Source organism: Hymenobacter sp., assembly GCF_035709525.1.
Lineage (GTDB): Bacteria > Bacteroidota > Bacteroidia > Cytophagales > Hymenobacteraceae > Hymenobacter.
Genome location: NZ_DASTEP010000054.1, coordinates 20756 through 37269 on the forward strand (window position 1 = coordinate 20756; position 16514 = coordinate 37269).

Consider the following 16514-nt stretch of genomic DNA (forward strand, 5'->3'; position numbering starts at 1 on the left):
AGTTGCGCGCTTATGTTTGCGGCGTCGTCCGTTATTCCTTTTCTACTTCTATGATAACAGCTTTACGCGCCCTGGGCACGCTGCTACCCGCGTGCCTGCTGGCCACGGCCAGCCACGCTCAGATACTCTGGCAAACCACGATGGGCACGGCGGCCCGCGAAACGTCGGCGGGCTTTGTGGCCGTGCCGGGGGGCTACGTGAACGTGGGGCAGGGGGGCTACAACGGGGGCAGCACGCGGGGCAACCAGTTTTTCGTGTCGAAGGTGAGCGCGGCCGGCGCGGTACTGTGGCAGAAAAGCGCCTCGCTGGCCAGCCGCAACGTGCGCGTGCTTGAGCCGCTGGGGGTGGCAGCCACGGCCACGGGCGAGGTGTACGCCACGGGGCAGTGCTCGGAGCAGGTGGTGCAGCACCCGGCCAGCTTGTACTCGTTCGGGGTGCTGGTCAAGTTCTCGCCCAGCGGCGATACGCTCTGGTCGCGGGTGCTGCACGGGGTGAATCGCTCTGCTTACTGGAAAATAGTGACTACGGCCGACGGGGGGGCGGTTGTCATCGGCTCCAACGATGCCGACCAGTTTGTAGCTAAGTTCTCCGCGACCGGCCAAGAGCTTTGGCACCGGAGTTATACTTACAGCAGCACTTACCCAGGGTATCTGGAAAACATAGCGCAACTGACTACTGGCGGTTTCATAGTTACTAATTCACCCAACTACGGTGGGCTGGCTTGGAAATATTTGCTTCTCGATAGCCAAGGGATGCTGGTTGGTACCAAACCGGCTCGTGCCTACGGGCATTACTTTTTGCAGACCGACTTGACTGGCAACGTGCTGGCTAGTACGGGGCGCTTATTCAAGCTGTCGGCAGCGGGCGATACGCTGTGGTCGCGGCAGTACACGCAGTATGGGCGTGGGGTGGAGGTGCGGCTGGCGGTGCCGGTGCCCGGTACGACGCACTACCTGCTGGCTGGCACGCGGCCCAACAGCTCGGACCAGGACCTGAGCGTGCTGCTGGTCGACCAGCAGGGCACGCGCCTGCGCGACACGCTGCTGGTGCGCTACGGGGGCAACGAATATCCCACGGGGGTGGGGGTAGACGCGCTGGGCAACTACCTCATCGGGGGCTATACCGACAACGGCCCGCTGGGGCGCGACGACCAGTTTGCCGTGTCGCTGCGCAGCTGGAGCCCGCTGCTGCCCACGCGGGCGGCGGGCGGGGCGGGGGGCGCGGCCTACGGGCTCTACCCCAACCCGGCCACGGGGGCCGCGCGGCTGCGCGTGGCCAGCGGGGCGGGGGCGGCCTACGCGGGGGCGTATGAGGTGCGCGACCTGGCGGGGCGGCTGGTGCAGGCCGGGGGCAGCTGGCCGGCGGCGGGGCTGGCGGTGGGCGAGCTGGCGGCGGGCCTCTACCTGCTGCGCCTGCGCCAGGGCGAGGCCTGGCTGCCGGCCCTGCGCCTGCAACGCCTGTAGCCCGCTAGCCGGGCCAGCGCACCGCGCACCCGGTACCTGTTTTTTTCGGCAATGCCTTCGGGGCCAGCACCTGGCTCCCTGGGTTTACTATGTCTCAAATAATATGATAATTTATATTAAAAAATATTTTCTTCTTTCACCTTTTTTTCGTTCTCCTATGAGAAAACAGCGTCCCTTTTGGTGCGGCCTGGTAGCCGCGCTGCTTTTCACGCTTTGCGCCGCCCGGCAGGGCCAGGCCCAGGCGGGCTGGCCCACCCCCAGCCACCCCGCCGATGAGTTTAACTGCTACCCGGTGCCGGCTGACCGGCCGGGCGCACTGGCCCACCGGCCAACCCAGACCGGCCGCAACACCGGCTACAACCCTTACGGCTATGATATTACGGCGCGCGGCGAGTTGCGCGTGCTCATCATCTACGCAGGGTTTACGAATGATGTCGACCAAAGCGCTCCTGGATTTTCAAGCGGTCCCTGGCCCCAAACGGATGCAACGCACTCTGTGCCCGATACCTCTTTCCCAACCAACGCGGGCGGTGGTTTTTACACCAGCGCTTCGCAGTTCAGCACGTCGGCCACCGACCAGACGCTTTCCAACTTCTACTACCAGATGTCGCAGTTCAGCAGCAGCCCTTTGCGGATGTATGCTACCGTCTTCCCCAAGCGCATCAACGTGACGGCCACCGAAGCCATCGATACGACGAGCGGCTTCTTTGCCTACACCGACCAGGTGATGCAGGCCCTGAAAAACGACCCGGCGACGGCCAGCTTCAACTTCAGCCAGGTCGACAACCGGGCTGGCCGGCCTGGTTTCCAGACCGATAACAGCCTGCCCGGCACCGACCAGATAGTAGACTACGCCATTATCGTGTGGCGCAATGCCGGGAAGGCGTATCAGCTCACCACAACCCCCAAATATGGCACCGGCGGCTGGGCCGGTGTGCCGTACACCGACAACATTGCGTCGGCCGATGGTAAACTGTACACGATTGCCAATGGCTTCACGCATACCGATGGCATGGTTGGCGTGCAGGCCCCGCTGTTTGCCCACGAGTTTGCGCACACCTTCTACTCCTGCCCGCACTACCTGCTGGCCAACCGGGTGGTAGGCCAGCACTTCAATGCCACCGAAGGGCCGGGTATGATGGGGTATTATCGCACCTTTTTCGCTGCCAATGCCTGGGAACGCTGGTTTAACGGCTGGGCCGAGCTGCAGGCCAGCGGCGTGGCTACCGACGTTCAGGATGCTAACTCGCTGGCCGCCACGGGTGGCGTTTACACCCTGCGCGACTACGTCACGACGGGCGACATGATGCGTATCAAGCTCCCTAACTCGGGGCAGTACCTATGGCTCGAAAACCACCAGGGCAAGAGTGTATTTGATAATCGCATTGATATGCTGCTGGATGGGCAAACGCCCGCGCAGCCCTTCCCGGCCTCACCACGTGGGATTATGGCCATGATAGAAGATGCCTCTTCCGACCGCAATCAGCCGCTGGATTATTTCGATGATAAGGGTGTAAACGGTTTGAAAGTGTTGTCGGCGCAGGGTAATTTCGATTATACTCCCTCCGCTACCACTGGCACTTACAACAACCACTTCTTCGGCCTCCCACTCTACAACTTCACCAACCTGGTAGCTAACCCGTTTGGCGGCGAAAGCCAGATTTCCCGGCACCGCTTCGATGCGAATCACAACGACACTATCTCCTACGACCCCACGCAGGGCAACGTGACACTTATCGGCAATGAGCAGCAGTATTCCTTCGTGGTAAATGGCGCGTTCGAGGATGGTGCTCTTGGTCCTCATACCACTTTCAACTTCGGGCAGAAGCTGGGTATCTCGCAGCCGGTGCCCATTTTCGAGCACCAGCACTACGACCCCACCACCCGTAAGCTCTCGCCCATCACCGTGAGCGGGCTGTCCGTAGAATTATTGAGCCGAAACCGCAATACGGGGGCCATCACCATCCGCGTGCGCTACGACGACGCGCAGGTAGACACCGATACCCGCTGGACGGGCGACCTAGTGCTGGCCCCCGGCCTCAGCGTCGGCGTGAGCGGGGCCAACCTGACCATCAACAAAAGCGGTACCCCCAACCGCCACCTGCCCACGGCGGCCGGCGACTTTATCAACCCCACCCGCGTGCTGTGCCCGGCCGGCACTACCTTTTACCAAAATGCCGGCCCGCTGGACACGGGCTCCAGCGTAAGCCTGGAAGGCGATAAAACCACGTTTCAGGTGGCCGGCACGGTGCAGCTGGCCCCTCGGGGCAATACCTTCACGGTCGGGGCCGGCACGCTGCTGGAACTGTTCAGCGGCAGCGTCTTTCAACTTGATTCCCGCTCGCAACTGGTCGTCGCGGCGGGCGGCACGCTGCTGATACATGCCGGAGCTACCATTCAGGGCGCTGGCACGCTGACGCTGGAAAACGGCGCGTACATCTGCGTCGAGCCGGGAGCTACCATCACAGCTACCCGTACTTTTGGCCGCTACAACACGGGCACCAACCCCAGCCTGGGCCTGAGCGGCCAAAACTGCCAAAGCAGCTTCCTGGTAGCGCCCACCACGCCGAGTACGGAGCGCAGCACCTTATACACGGCCACGCCCAACCCGGCCAGCGACCAGGTGACGCTGGCGCTGCTGCTGCACGAGGGCGGGCCGGTGCAAATCAGCCTGCAAGACCTGTCGGGCGTGCCCAGGCTGACGCTGGAGCCCCGCCCGCTGGAAGCGGGTACGCACAAACTAACCGTGCCCCTGCACGGCGTGCCCACGGGCGTGTACCTGCTGGTGGTAGACAGCCCGGAAGGCCGCCAGGTAACGCGCCTGCAAGTAAACCACTAATATCGGGCGTGCTACGCTCGAAGCAAAAGGAGCTCCGGCCAGTTGGCCGGAGCTCCTTTTGCTTGAGCCGGGAAAATGCTAGCGCGCGGCCGGCTGCCTCGTAGCGGGCACATCGGCCGCCCAGCGCCGGGCCGCATCGGCATCAGCAAAGTGCTGGGTGTCAAACGGCACGTGGGCCGTGGCGCGCTGCATGATGTTGGCAATGCCCATGCGGTTCATGGCATCCTGCGACATAATGATGGCCAGGCGCTGCACGCCCAGCTTGGCAAACTCCGGAAACCAGTGCTCATTTATCCAGTCCTGGTCGGCGGGCCGGATGGCGCGCAGCAGCGTGTTATTGGCCACGTAGCCCCGGATGCGGTGCAGCCGGGCCAGCCGCAGCACTTCGGTCAGCGACGTGCGCAACTGGTCGGAATTGACGAAATCCTGCCACTCGGTTTCGAGCGTGTTGCCGACCGGGTCGTGGTGCAGCAGCAAGTAGGAAGTGCGGTAAATAACCGGCATAGCAGCAGCGGCGGTTAGTTGAGAAGATGAAGCGAATAACCCCGGCCGTACTAAACCCGGCCGAGGCCTCCCGGGTTATCAGCGGAGTAGTATTCGCCCCTACGGCCGGGCCCGGCCAAACGTTTTTCTTTTTCTGCTATATGCTGATTTCCAAGCTGCCCGACGTGGGCGTTAGCATCTTCGCCCAAATGACGGCCCTGGCCCAGGAAACCGGCGCGCTCAACCTCGCCCAGGGCTTCCCGGACTACGACCCGCCGCTGGCTTTGCGCGAGGCGCTGGCCCGCCACGCCCTGGCCGCCGGCAGCCACCAGTACGCGCCCATGCCCGGCCTGCCGCGCCTGCGCGAGGCCATTGCGGCGCAGGTGGCGCGCCTCCAGCCCGACGCCCCCGCGCCCGACCCAGCCACCGAAGTTACCCTCACGGCCGGGGCCACCGAGGCGCTGTATGGCGTGCTGGCCGCCGTGGTGCGCGCTGGTGATGAGGTTATTATCCTGGAGCCGGCCTACGACCTCTACGGCCCGGCCGTGCGCCTGCAAGGCGGCGTGCCGCGCTACGTGCGCCTGCCCGCGCCTAGCTTTCGGCCCGACTGGGCGGCCGTGCGGGCGGCTTTTTCGCCGCGCACCCGGCTCATCATCGTGAACACGCCGCACAACCCCAGCGGGGCGGTATTCGGGGCTGAGGGCTGGGACGCGCTGGCCAATCTGCTCGACGGCACCGACGTGCTGGTGCTGTCCGATGAGGTGTACGAGCACCTGGTTTTCGACGGGGTAGCGCCGCGCAGCGCGCGCCAGCACCCGGCTTTGCGCGGGCGCAGCTTCGTGCTCTCGTCGTTTGGCAAAACCTACCACGCCACCGGCTGGAAGGTAGGCTACTGCCTGGCCCCGCCGGCCCTCAGCACCGAGCTGCGGCGGGTGCACCAGTTCGTGACCTTTGCGGTGAGCACGCCCACCCAGCACGCCCTGGCCGACGTGCTGCTGGCCGACCCCGCCGATGCCCACGCGCGTGGGCTGGCCGCGTTTTACCAGGCCAAGCGCGACCAGTTTCGGGCCTTGCTGGCGGGTGCGGGCTGGGAGCTGCTGCCCGTGCCGGGCGGCTACTTTCAGCTGGCGGGCTACCGGGCGTATTCGCAAGAAAGTGATGTGGTCTTCGCTACCGAGTTGGCGCGGGCGTGGGGCGTGGCCGTGGTGCCGGTGTCGGCATTTTACCACGATGGCTATGACCCTGGTCTGGTGCGGTTTTGCTTTGCCAAAGAGCCCGCTACCCTGGCGCAGGCGGCAACTCGGCTGCGGCGCTAGCCGGGGCAAAAGTGAATATTGAGCAGGCCGGGCGCGGATGTTTGCGGAATACAGTGCTACTTGCGGCTAGTACGACTATCCTAATTCCTCTATTTTCCTTCCTGATGTCTGATTTTACCATTTCGCTGGTGCAAACTGACTTGCTCTGGCACGACCCGGCCGCCAACCGCCAAGCGCTCAGTCAACTACTGCTCGATATCGTGGTGGGGCCGGGCCTCACCGACCTCATCGTGCTGCCTGAGATGTTTACCACCGGCTTCAGCATGGATACCACGCAGGCCGAGCCGCTGGCGGGCCCTACCCTGGCCTGGCTGCGCGAGCAGGCCGCCCGCTACGATGCCGTGGTGACGGGCAGCATTATGCTCGCCGATGCGGGCCGCTACTACAATTGCCTGCTGTGGGTGCGCCCCGATGGCAGCTACAGCCGCTACCACAAGCGCCACTTGTTTCGGATGAGCGGCGAGCACGAGCTATTTACGCCCGGCACCGAGCGCCTGGTAGAAGAGTGGCGCGGCTGGCGCATCCGGCCGCTCATTTGCTACGACCTGCGCTTTCCGGTGTGGAGCAGCAACAGCCGCCACGAGCCCTATGACCTGCTGCTGTACGTGGCCAGCTGGCCCGATGCCCGCATCAGCGCCTGGAAGCTGCTGCTGCAAGCCCGCGCCATCGAAAACCTGGCCTACGTGGCCGGCGTCAACCGCATTGGGCTCGATGCCAAAGGCACGGAGTACAGCGGCTTTTCGATGCTGCTCGACCCGCGCGGCGAGCACCTGGCGCAGGCCGGCAGCCTGCCCACCGTGCTCACGCGCCGCATCATGCGCCATCCACTGCGCGAGCTGCGCGAGCACCTCTCGGCTCTACTCGATGCCGACGAGTTTGAAATAAAAGAATGAGTGAATGAGTGAGTTTTTGAATGAGTGGATGGAAAAAACGCCCGTCATGCTGAGTGAAGTGAAGCATCTCTCTCGCTTCGTTGAACTAGTTGGAAGAAGCGGTAGAGATGCTTCGCTTCGCTCAGCATGACGGACGCCCACTCATCCACTCATCCACTCATCCAAAAACCTACTCATTGACCATCAGCTTGCTGGTAGCCACGGTGCCCTCGGGGGTAGTGGCCTGCACCACGTAGAGGCCGGCGGCCAGGCCACTGAGGCTGAGCGTGCGGTGGCGCTGGGCCATTGTCTCCTGGCGCACGAGGCGGCCCGTGAGGTCGAGCACGCGCAGGCTGGTGGGCTGGGCCGTTTCGATGGTGACGCTGGCCGTGGGGCTTGCCGGGTTGGGATACACGCTCAGGGCCAGCGCGGCGGCCGCCTCGGCGGCGGGCTGGGTGGCCAGCACGGTGCGGGTGCCGGGCAGGAAGCTCACGATGCCGCCGCCGTCGGTGCCGATGTACAGCTCCGGCGTGCCATCCCCGTTGAGGTCAGCGGTAGTGGGGCTGAAGCGCAGCGTGAAGCCCTGGCCCAGGCGCACGGTCTCGTAGCTGTTGGTGCGGGCATTGTACTGCAAATCGGTGCGGGACGTGAAGGGCGCACGCTGGTTGCGCACATCGGCAAACAGGCGCACCGTGCCGCTGGCATCCACCGTTAGCAGGTCAGGGTTGCCGTCTTTGTCGAGGTCAGCCACCATGGGGCTCAGGTTGGCCAGGCGGTTGCCGGCGTCGTCGCGCAGCAGGCCGTAGTCATTGTTGACCAGCGTAAACTGGCTGTTCACGGCCGTGCTGGCCGTGCCCAGGTTGCGGTAGTAGCGCAGGCTGGAGCCGGGCTCGTTGATGTCGTTGGTGCCCAGCAGCAGGTCGAGGTAGCCATCATTGTCGACGTCGAAAAAGCAGGGCGTATCGCCGGCGGCCGACGCGATGGCCCCCGTGCCGCCGGCCGGCCGGAAGTAGTCGCTCAGCGCCGGGCTAAAGCTCATGGGTTGCCCCGGCTGCGCCGCGTTCAGGATATAGCGTAATTGCCCGCCAGTGCTGGTATACACCGAGTACACAAGGTCGAGCGCCCCGTCGCGGTTGACATCGACCAGGCGCGGGCGCAGGCTCTCAAACTTAGCAGTGGGCGTGAGGGCGGCTGTGGCAGCCAGGCCCAGGTAGTCGTCGGTGACGAGGCGAAACACCGGGCGGCGGGCCGTGCCCACGTTGCGGTAGTAGTAGATACTGGCGCGGTAGTAGCCGTTCACGAGGTCGCCCTGCGAGCCCACCAGCATATCGGTCAGGTCGTCGCCGTCGATGTCGCCGAAGGTGGGGGCCGCGCCCTCGCTCACGTCCAGCATGTCGTTTTGCAAAAAGCCATCCGACACCTGCGTGTAGCTGGGGGCCGCGCCCGCCGCACTGCTATTGCGGTACTGCCGCACCGAGCGGCGCATGCTCAGGCGGTCGGCCAAGTTGTCGACCTGGTTGGGTGCTACCACCAGGTCGTTTACCCCATCAAAGTCAGCATCAAACGAATACGGGGCCGGAAACGAGAACGTAGCCAGCGGCGTAGCCAGCGGAAAATTGCTGCTGATGTTGGGCGTGGTGAACGTAGCTACCGTGTTGGTGCCCGTGTTGAGCAGGCGCGTCAGCTGCGGGCAGTTGTCGCGCCCGTCTATCAGGTCGAGCACGCCGTCGCCGTTCAGGTCGAGCAGCAGCACGTTGTGGCCCTGGCTGTGGGTAGGGCGGCCGGCGGCGGTGGGCCGCAGCTGCTGGCACTGCGCCACGCCATTGGGGATGTACGAGTGGCAATCGACGCAGGCCTGCACCAGCCCCCAGTAATTAGTGATTTGCGTCCAGCCGTTGAGGTCGGTGCAGCTGCCGGTGCCCGTGTTCAGAAAAACCTGCATCGCCGTCGAGCCCACGTAGTCGTAGCTCATGATGTCGAGGCGGCCGTCGCCGTTGATATCCTGAATGGCGGGCATGTTGTAGTAGCCCGTGTTCAGGTTGAGCTGTAAAGTAGGGGAGTAGGCAAAGTCAAGCTCGCCTTTAGCCAGCACGAATTTTGGCCCATTCGCCGCCGAGCCCACGTTGTGAAACACCCGCACGTTACCGCCGGTGGCGTGGGTAAAAATGTCCATCTTGCCGTCGCAGTCGTAGTCGCGCAGCAAAACCCAGCTTTCCAAATCCAGCGGAAACGCGCTTTCGTACTGGGGCGCGTGCTGCCAGCGCCGGCCGGGGCCGCCCGCAGCGGCCGCCACGTTCAGGAAGGTGTAGCTGCGCCGCGTCACGCGGTCGAAGGCGTAGAGGTCGGGCTGCCCGTCGTAGTTGAGGTCGATGGTGCTGAACTGCGGGGCATTGAGGCCGCCGGCCCAGGCGTATGCCAGCGTATCGGTGCCCTGCACCACTTTGGCCACGCTGCCCGTTTCGAAGCCGAAGGAGGTAGTTTGGGCCCGGCCGGGCCGGGCCGCGCCCAGCAGAAGGGCCAGCAGCGGAAGCAGGTAGCGTAAGCGAGAAATCATATGCGAGAAAGAAAAGCGAAGGCTTCGTGTTGATTACCAACAACCCACCGCGCCGGGTGAAGGTTCGGGCCGGGCCGGCAAGCTACTACCCAAACACCCAACTACGAAAAACCACCCGCCGAAAAGTCTGCCGCCGCGCCCCACCTTTGCGGCTACCATGACCCCGACACTGCCCTCGCCGCTCTACGCCCGCTACCTCGCCGCCCAGGGCCAGGTCAGCACCGATTCGCGCCAGCCCCAGCCCGGCACGCTGTTTTTTGCCCTCAACGGCCCCAGCTTTCGCGGGGCCGATTTTGCCGCCGGCGCGCTCGAAAAAGGCGCCAGCCACGCCGTGGTAGATGATGAGGCCCTGGCCGCCCACGACCCTGCCCGCTACACCTACGCCCCCGACCCGCTGGCCGCCCTCCAGGCCCTGGCCCGCGAGCACCGCCGCCAGTTCGCCGGCCCCGTGCTGGCCATCACCGGCTCAAACGGCAAAACCACCACCAAAGAATTGCTGACCGTGGTGCTGGCGCAAAAGTATAACGTGCTGGCTACCATCGGTAATCTCAATAACCACATCGGCGTGCCGTTGACTTTGCTGCGCCTGCGGCCCGAGGCGCACGACTTCGCGGTGATAGAGATGGGGGCCAACCACCAGGGCGAAATTGCGGCCTACTGCCAGTGGGCCGAGCCCACGCACGCCCTCATCACCAACATCGGCAAGGCGCACCTCGAAGGCTTCGGCGGCGAGGCTGGCATTGCCAAAGGCAAGGGCGAGCTCTTCGACTACGTGGCCGCGCACGGTGGCACGCTGTTCGTCAACTCGCTGGATGCCAGGATACCAGCCGTAGCCGCTGCTGCCGTAGCGGCCAACACTGCGGGCCCCGCGCCGCGGCTGGCCACCTACCCCGGCCCGGCCGACACCTACCCGACCATCTTCCTGCAAGCCGACCCCGCCCTGCACCTGCGCCTGGGCGATGGCACCGAGGTAGCGGCCCAGCTCACGGGCGACTACAACTTCCCGAACCTAGCCGCCGCCGCCGCCGTGGGCGCGTTTTTTGACGTGCCCACCGCCAACATCGCCGCCGCCCTCGCCGCCTACAACCCCCAGAACAACCGCTCGCAGCTAGTGCACACCGACTACGGCAACGACCTCATCCTCGACGCCTACAACGCCAACCCTAGCAGCATGGCCGCCGCGCTGCGCAGCTTCGCGGCCCGCCCCGCCCCGGCCGGGCAGGGCCGAGTAGTTATCCTGGGCGACATGTTTGAACTGGGCGACAGTGCCGAAGCCGAACACCGCGCCCTGGGCGAGCTGCTGGCCGAGCTACAGCTCGATAGCGCCGTGCTCGTCGGCCCGCTGTTGCACGCCGCCGCCCAGGCGCACCCCGCCGCGCGCTACTTCACCACCAAAGCCGAGGCCGCCGAGTGGCTGGCCCACCACCCGCTGGCCGGCCAGCTAGTGCTGCTGAAAGGCTCGCGCGGCATGGGCCTGGAGTCGCTGCTGCCGCTGCTGTAGTCATTTAACAGTTAGCAATTAACATTTAACAGCCGTTCAGCGACCCTGATTTAAGGTCGTCGAACGGCTGTTAAACGTTAATTGATACCTGTTAAATGACCTAAAATGGGCTCTCTAGCTCGGCCAGCGTGGGCAGAATCAGGTCTTTGGGAGATACCAGCGCCTCGCCCTCAAAGCTCCAGGCTATGCCCAGCGCGGGGTCGTTCCACAGCAGGCCGCCCTCGGCGGCGGGGGTGTAGTAGTCCGAGCATTTGTAGAGAAACAGCGTGTTATCCTCCAGCGCCACGAAGCCATGGGCGAAGCCTACGGGCACATAGAAGACGTTGCCGAGCGCGGCCGTGAGCTCTACCTTGGCGTGCTGGCCGAAGGTGGGCGAGTCGCGGCGCAGGTCCACCACCACGTCGAGGGCGCGGCCCTGGGCCACGCGCACCAGCTTGGCCTGGGCGTGGGGCGGCCGCTGAAAGTGCAGCCCGCGTACGGTGCCCGCCTTCGAGCTGCTTTGGTTGTCCTGCACCCAGTCGTGGTGGGGCAGGCCCAGGCCTTCCATGGTGCGGGCGCTGAACGACTCGAAAAAAGCTCCCCGGTCGTCGCCAAAAATGCGCGGCCGAAATTCTAGCAAGCCGGGTAGAGGATGGGTAATTACTTGCATAAGTAGTAGTTAGTAAAATATTGTGTCTAATAAAGGAAGCCAGGCAAATTCTGCCAGAAACGCGTAACCTATTTCAGATAAGCCATTACGCCTTTAGAACTCAGAACTCAGAACTCAGAACTCAGAACTCAGAACTCAGAACTCAGAACTCAGAACTCAACGCCGCCCCGCCTCCGCCACGGCGCTGAGGTACTCGCGCAGCACCAGGTTTTCGTCGAATTTCTCTTCGGCGAGCTGGCGGCTGGCGGCACCCATGGCGGCCAGGCGCTCGGCGGGTAGCTGGGCCACTTGCAGCAGCTTGGCGGCGAGGTCGTCGGCCGAGCGCACCTGGCAGAGGTAGCCGTTGCGGCCGTGCTGCACGGTTTCGCGGCAGCCGGGCACGTCGGTGGTAATGAGGGGCTTGCCGCAGGCGGCCGCTTCGAGCAGGGTTTTGGGCGTGCCCTCGCGGTAGCTGGGCAGCACCACGCAGTCGGCGCGGTGCAGGTGCGCGGCCACGTTGTCGGAAGTACCCAGGTACTCCACCTGGCCTTCGGGCAGCCACTGCTCGAAGGTGGCGCGCGGCACGCCCACGCCGCCCGCCTCGTCGATACTACCCAGCAGTTGCAGGCGCACGTTGCCAGCGCCCAGCGCGACGCGCACCTGCCGGGCCGCCTCAAAATATTCCACGATGCCTTTCTCGTAGAGCACCCGCGCTACCATGAGAAAGGTAAACGGCTGGCCAGCTGGCTTTTCATCCACCGGCTGCGGCTGAAAACGTCGCAAATCGACGCCCGAGCCGGGTACCAGCCCCGTGCGCTCGGGCCGGATGAGGCCGTAGCGGATGAAGAGCTCGCAGTCGTCGTTGTTCTGGAAAAAGACCTTGTGCGGAAAGCGGAACGCCAGCCGGTAGAGGCCGCGCGCCACCTTGCTCACCAGGTTTTCGATGAGAAACACCGTGCCCAGGCCGCTCACGTTGTTGATGCTGGGCACGCCCGCCAGCTTGGCGGCCAGCGTGCCGTAGATGTTGGGCTTGATGGTGAAATGCAGCACCACGTCGGGCCGCTCGCGCTTGTAGATGCCCAGAAAGCGGCGGGTTAATTGCGCGTCCTTCAAGGGATTGGTGCCCTTATTCTCCATGCGGATGGGCACGTAGCGGCAGCCCAGTTCGCTTTCGAGCCGCGCCGAGTAGGCGTCGGGCGGCGCGATGGCTAGTACCTCATGGCCAGCCGCTTGTAGTGCTTTTACCAGCCCGCGCCGGAAGTTCCAGATGTTCCAGGAGGTGTTGATAACAATAGCGACGCGCACTTGGGCAATGGGTGAATGAGTGAAGGAGTGAATGGGTGAATGAATAATGCCTGGGCATTCACCCATTCACTCCTTCACTCATTCACCCATTGTTTCGGGCGCAAAGGTCGGGCACGAAACCGGAGCGGGCGCGGCCAGCGGCGGCGGGGCGGTTACTTTCGGGTAGGTTTTTGCGTTGCCTTGCCTTATGATGGATTATAAAAAAGTTATGTTGTTGCTCGTCAGTGCGGCGGGCGCGGCCCAGGCGGCCCCGCCCACGCCCGGCCAGCTCCTGTACCAGAAAAACTGCCAGCGCTGCCACGGCAAAGACGGCCGCCTCGGTCTCAACGGCGCGCACGACCTCACCAAGAGCAATCTCAATGCCTTCGGGCGTACCTACCTGGTAACGAGCGGGATGGGCAAAATGCCGGCCTTCGGCAAGGTGCTGACGCCGGCCCAGGTGCAGCAGGTAGTGGCCTACTCGCTGACGCTGAAGTAACACCAAGCTCCAGCTTGGGGCATCGTTGGCGAGCCGGCACCTGGATACTCGCCGACGGCTCACCAAGCTGGAGCTTGGTGTTACAACTCAGGCAACCAGTGGGCGGCGAGTTTCATCTAAGGCATAGCGGTATTGCTAAGTAGAAAAAATGCAGTTACTTAGCGGCATTATACCACCTTTTTCTGCTCCCTATGAAACACGCATTGCTCGCCGGAGCCGGCCTGGCGCTGAGCTTGGCCGCCCACCCCTTACTGGCCCAAAAAGCTGCCCCGCTGCCGGCGGGCGTCACGCAGGTGACGTCGGTGGAGGGCATCACCGAGTACCGGCTGCCCAACGGGCTGCGGGTGCTGCTCTTCCCCGACCAAAGCAAGCCCACGGCCACCGTTAATATCACTTACCTGGTGGGCTCGCGGCACGAGGGCTACGGCGAAAGCGGTATGGCCCACCTGCTGGAGCACATGGTGTTCAAGGGCTCAACCAAGCACCCCAACGTGCCGCAGGAGCTGACCGAGCACGGCGCGAGCCCCAACGGCACGACCTGGTACGACCGCACCAACTACTTCGAAACCTTCGCCGCTACCGATGAAAATCTGAAGTGGGCGCTCGACCTCGAAGCCGACCGCATGGTCAATTCTTTCATTGCCAAGAAGGATTTGGACAGCGAGTTTAGCGTGGTGCGCAACGAGTTTGAGAGCGGCGAAAACTCGCCCAGCCGCGTGCTCATGGACCGCGTGCTGAACGGCGCTTACCTGTGGCACAACTACGGCAAAAGCACCATCGGCTCGAAGGAAGACATTGAGCGCGTGCCGATTGACAACCTCAAGGCTTTCTACCAGAAGTTTTACCAGCCTGACAATGCCGTGCTGCTGGTGGCCGGCAAGTTTGACCCCGCCAAGACGCTGGCGCTCGTGAATCAGTACTTCGCGCCCATAGCAAAGCCCACGCGCGTGCTGGCCGCCACCTACACCACCGAGCCCACCCAGGACGGCGAGCGCAGCGTGACCCTGCGCCGCCCCGGCGACACCCAGGGCCTGGCCATGGCCTACCACGTAGTAGCCGGCGCGCACCCCGACTACGCCGCCACCGACGTGCTCGTGGATGTGCTCACCAATCAGCCCTCAGGCCGCCTCTACAAGGCGCTGGTCGAAACCAAAAAGGCCGCCAGCGAGTGGGGCTTCACGCCCACCTTACACGACCCCGGCTTTGCCTATTTCTACGCCGACGTGCGGCTGGGGCGCTCGCTCGACTCGGCCCGCACGGTAATGGCTAATACGCTCGATGGGATTGCGAAGCAGCCCATTACGGCCGAGGAAGTGGAGCGCGCCAAAACCAAGCTACTGAAAGACATTGAGCTGCTATTTCAGAAAAGCGACGAGCTGGGGCTGACCCTGAGCGAGTACATGGCCACCGGCGACTGGCGCCTCATCTACCTCTACCGCGATAACCTGCGCAAGGTGACCGCCGCCGACGTGCAGCGCGTGGCCACTACCTACCTCAAGCCCAGCAACCGCACCGTGGGCGAGTTCCGGCCCGATAACAAGCCCGACCGCAGCATCGTGCCCGCCGCCCCCGACGTGGCCGCGCTCGTGAACGGCTACAAAGGCGAAGCGCCCATCGCGGCCGGCGAAGCCTTCGACGCCTCGCCCGCCAACATCGACGCCCGCACCAAGCTCGGCACCGAAAAGAACGGCCTGAAGTACGCCCTGCTGCAAAAGCAAAACCGCGGCAACGCCGTGAACGCCGAAATCAAGCTGCGTTACGGCTCGGAAGCTACCCTGAGCAACAAGCCGATGCTGGCCTCGCTCACGGCCTCCATGCTCGACCGGGGCACCAAAACCCGCACCTACGCCCAGATTAAGGACGCTTTCGACAAGGCTAAGGCGCAGGTGTATTTCTACGGCGGCGGGCAAACGGCCAGCGTGAGTGTCAAAACTGATAAAGAGCACCTGAACAGCGTCATGGACATCGCGCTCGACTGCCTGCGCAACCCCACCTTCCCGGCCGATGAGTTTGAAAAATTGAAGCAGGAGCGCCTGGCCCGCCTCGAAACCCAAAAGCAAGACCCGCAGGCGCTGGCCTTCAACCTGGCTACCCGCCTCGGCGAGCCCTACCCCAAGGGCCACCCGATGGCCACGCTCACCTTTGAGGACCAGATTGCGGCCATCAAGGCGCTGAAAGTAGAAGACGTGCGCGCCTTCTACAAGCAGTTTTACGGCGCGCAAAACGCCACGCTGGCCGTGGTGGGCAGCTTCGACGAGGCCACGCTGCGCCAGCGCGTAGACAAGCAGCTCGGCACTTGGAAGGCCAGCACGGCTTACACGCGCGTGCCGCTGCGCATTTTCGCGGGCACGGCCCAGAGCCAGAGCCTGCAAACCAACGACAAGGCTAACGCCATGTTCGTCACGATGTTGAAGTATCCCATGCGCGACGACTCGCCCGACTACGCGGCGCTGTACATGGCCAACTACATCCTCGGTGACGGCTTCCTGAACTCGCGCCTCGCCACCCGCATCCGCCAAAAGGAGGGCGTGAGCTACGGCGTAGGCTCGTACATGTACGCCGACGACAACGACGAAGTGGGCGGCTTCGGCTCCTACGCCATCTACAACCCCGACAACTCGGCCCGCCTCGAGCAGGCGTATAAAGAAGAGGTAGAGCGCTTTACCAAAGACGGCGTAACGGCCGACGAGCTGAAAGCCGCCAAGTCGGCCGCCCTCCAAAACTTCCAGGTGCAGCGCGCCGACGACCGCAACGTGGCCAGCACCTGGGCGCAGTACCTCACCAAGCCCGAGGGCCGCACCTTCGCCTACGACGCCGAGCTGGAGCGCCGCATCGCCGCCCTCACGCCCGAGCAGGTAAACGCCGCCGTGCGCAAATACCTCGATTATAACAAGCTGACCATCGTGAAAGCCGGCGACTTTTCGCGCAGCGCCAAGCCGAAGGCGACGGCACCGTAAAAGCCGCATAGCAATGGCGCTGGCCGCCGTTTAGCGCGCAGCGCGTAACGGCAGGTCGACCAGTGGGGCGAGTCTCCCGACTCGCGTATTTTGGGGGAAATAATCTAAATCCTCTCAT

11 protein-coding genes are annotated in these 16514 nt (G+C 63.9%); 7 read left to right on the forward strand and 4 right to left on the reverse strand.

All coding sequences use genetic code 11. The annotated features are described in order from the left end of the window. Positions 1 to 50: 50 nt before the first annotated feature. Entirely contained in the window at positions 51 to 1463 is a 1413-nt protein-coding gene (locus VFO93_RS04650) for a T9SS type A sorting domain-containing protein (RefSeq protein ID WP_325133159.1), read from the forward strand. A gap of 157 nt (positions 1464 to 1620) precedes the next feature. Further along, positions 1621 to 4302: a hypothetical protein gene (locus tag VFO93_RS04655; RefSeq protein ID WP_325133160.1), complete on the forward strand. Its 2682-nt coding sequence runs from the start codon at positions 1621 to 1623 to the stop codon at positions 4300 to 4302. A gap of 78 nt (positions 4303 to 4380) precedes the next feature. Here the strand turns inward: VFO93_RS04655 and VFO93_RS04660 are convergent, their stop codons facing one another. Further along, positions 4381 to 4806 (reverse strand): hypothetical protein, encoded by a 426-nt coding sequence (locus VFO93_RS04660; RefSeq protein ID WP_325133161.1) that lies wholly within the window; start codon positions 4804 to 4806, stop codon positions 4381 to 4383. A 140-nt stretch (positions 4807 to 4946) separates the two neighbouring features. Between VFO93_RS04660 and VFO93_RS04665 the strand changes: the two genes are divergently transcribed. Beyond that, complete coding sequence (locus tag VFO93_RS04665) at positions 4947 to 6101, forward strand: methionine aminotransferase (protein WP_325133162.1); 1155 nt, start codon at positions 4947 to 4949, stop codon at positions 6099 to 6101. Positions 6102 to 6205: 104 nt separating this feature from the next. Beyond that, entirely contained in the window at positions 6206 to 6994 is a 789-nt protein-coding gene (locus VFO93_RS04670) for an amidohydrolase (protein WP_325133163.1), read from the forward strand. Between the two features lie 169 nt (positions 6995 to 7163). On the opposite strand, the gene VFO93_RS04675 is transcribed toward VFO93_RS04670, so the two are convergent. Continuing rightward, the gene (locus tag VFO93_RS04675; RefSeq protein WP_325133164.1) at positions 7164 to 9527 is read right to left on the reverse strand and encodes a T9SS type A sorting domain-containing protein; all 2364 of its coding nucleotides are present in this window, start codon (positions 9525 to 9527) and stop codon (positions 7164 to 7166) included. Between the two features lie 157 nt (positions 9528 to 9684). Here VFO93_RS04675 and VFO93_RS04680 point away from each other — a divergent pair, with 157 nt between their 5' ends. After that, positions 9685 to 11028 carry a UDP-N-acetylmuramoyl-tripeptide--D-alanyl-D-alanine ligase gene (locus VFO93_RS04680; RefSeq protein ID WP_325133165.1) on the forward strand — a complete coding sequence of 448 codons (1344 nt, stop codon included), beginning with the start codon at positions 9685 to 9687 and terminating at the stop codon, positions 11026 to 11028. A gap of 100 nt (positions 11029 to 11128) precedes the next feature. Here the strand turns inward: VFO93_RS04680 and rfbC are convergent, their stop codons facing one another. Both rfbC and VFO93_RS04690 read right to left on the reverse strand, forming a co-directional pair. Then, entirely contained in the window at positions 11129 to 11677 is a 549-nt protein-coding gene (gene rfbC / locus VFO93_RS04685; RefSeq protein WP_325133166.1) for a dTDP-4-dehydrorhamnose 3,5-epimerase, read from the reverse strand. 156 nt (positions 11678 to 11833) lie between these two features. After that, the gene (locus tag VFO93_RS04690; RefSeq protein WP_325133167.1) at positions 11834 to 12961 is read right to left on the reverse strand and encodes a glycosyltransferase family 4 protein; all 1128 of its coding nucleotides are present in this window, start codon (positions 12959 to 12961) and stop codon (positions 11834 to 11836) included. A 187-nt stretch (positions 12962 to 13148) separates the two neighbouring features. Here VFO93_RS04690 and VFO93_RS04695 point away from each other — a divergent pair, with 187 nt between their 5' ends. After that, positions 13149 to 13439: a cytochrome c gene (locus tag VFO93_RS04695; RefSeq protein WP_325133168.1), complete on the forward strand. Its 291-nt coding sequence runs from the start codon at positions 13149 to 13151 to the stop codon at positions 13437 to 13439. 191 nt (positions 13440 to 13630) lie between these two features. After that, the gene (locus tag VFO93_RS04700; RefSeq protein ID WP_325133169.1) at positions 13631 to 16396 is read left to right on the forward strand and encodes a pitrilysin family protein; all 2766 of its coding nucleotides are present in this window, start codon (positions 13631 to 13633) and stop codon (positions 16394 to 16396) included. The last annotated feature ends 118 nt before the right edge of the window (positions 16397 to 16514 follow it).

Excerpts from the sequence above, each read along its gene's own strand:
- VFO93_RS04650 (WP_325133159.1), top strand. The coding sequence starts at position 51 with ATGATAACAGCTTTACGCGCCCTGGGCACGCTGCTACCCGCGTGCCTG.
- VFO93_RS04655 (WP_325133160.1), top strand. The coding sequence starts at position 1,621 with ATGAGAAAACAGCGTCCCTTTTGGTGCGGCCTGGTAGCCGCGCTGCTT.
- VFO93_RS04660 (WP_325133161.1), bottom strand. The coding sequence starts at position 4,806 with ATGCCGGTTATTTACCGCACTTCCTACTTGCTGCTGCACCACGACCCG.
- VFO93_RS04665 (WP_325133162.1), top strand. The coding sequence starts at position 4,947 with ATGCTGATTTCCAAGCTGCCCGACGTGGGCGTTAGCATCTTCGCCCAA.
- VFO93_RS04670 (WP_325133163.1), top strand. The coding sequence starts at position 6,206 with ATGTCTGATTTTACCATTTCGCTGGTGCAAACTGACTTGCTCTGGCAC.
- VFO93_RS04675 (WP_325133164.1), bottom strand. The coding sequence starts at position 9,527 with ATGATTTCTCGCTTACGCTACCTGCTTCCGCTGCTGGCCCTTCTGCTG.
- VFO93_RS04680 (WP_325133165.1), top strand. The coding sequence starts at position 9,685 with ATGACCCCGACACTGCCCTCGCCGCTCTACGCCCGCTACCTCGCCGCC.
- rfbC (WP_325133166.1), bottom strand. The coding sequence starts at position 11,677 with ATGCAAGTAATTACCCATCCTCTACCCGGCTTGCTAGAATTTCGGCCG.
- VFO93_RS04695 (WP_325133168.1), top strand. The coding sequence starts at position 13,149 with ATGATGGATTATAAAAAAGTTATGTTGTTGCTCGTCAGTGCGGCGGGC.
- VFO93_RS04700 (WP_325133169.1), top strand. The coding sequence starts at position 13,631 with ATGAAACACGCATTGCTCGCCGGAGCCGGCCTGGCGCTGAGCTTGGCC.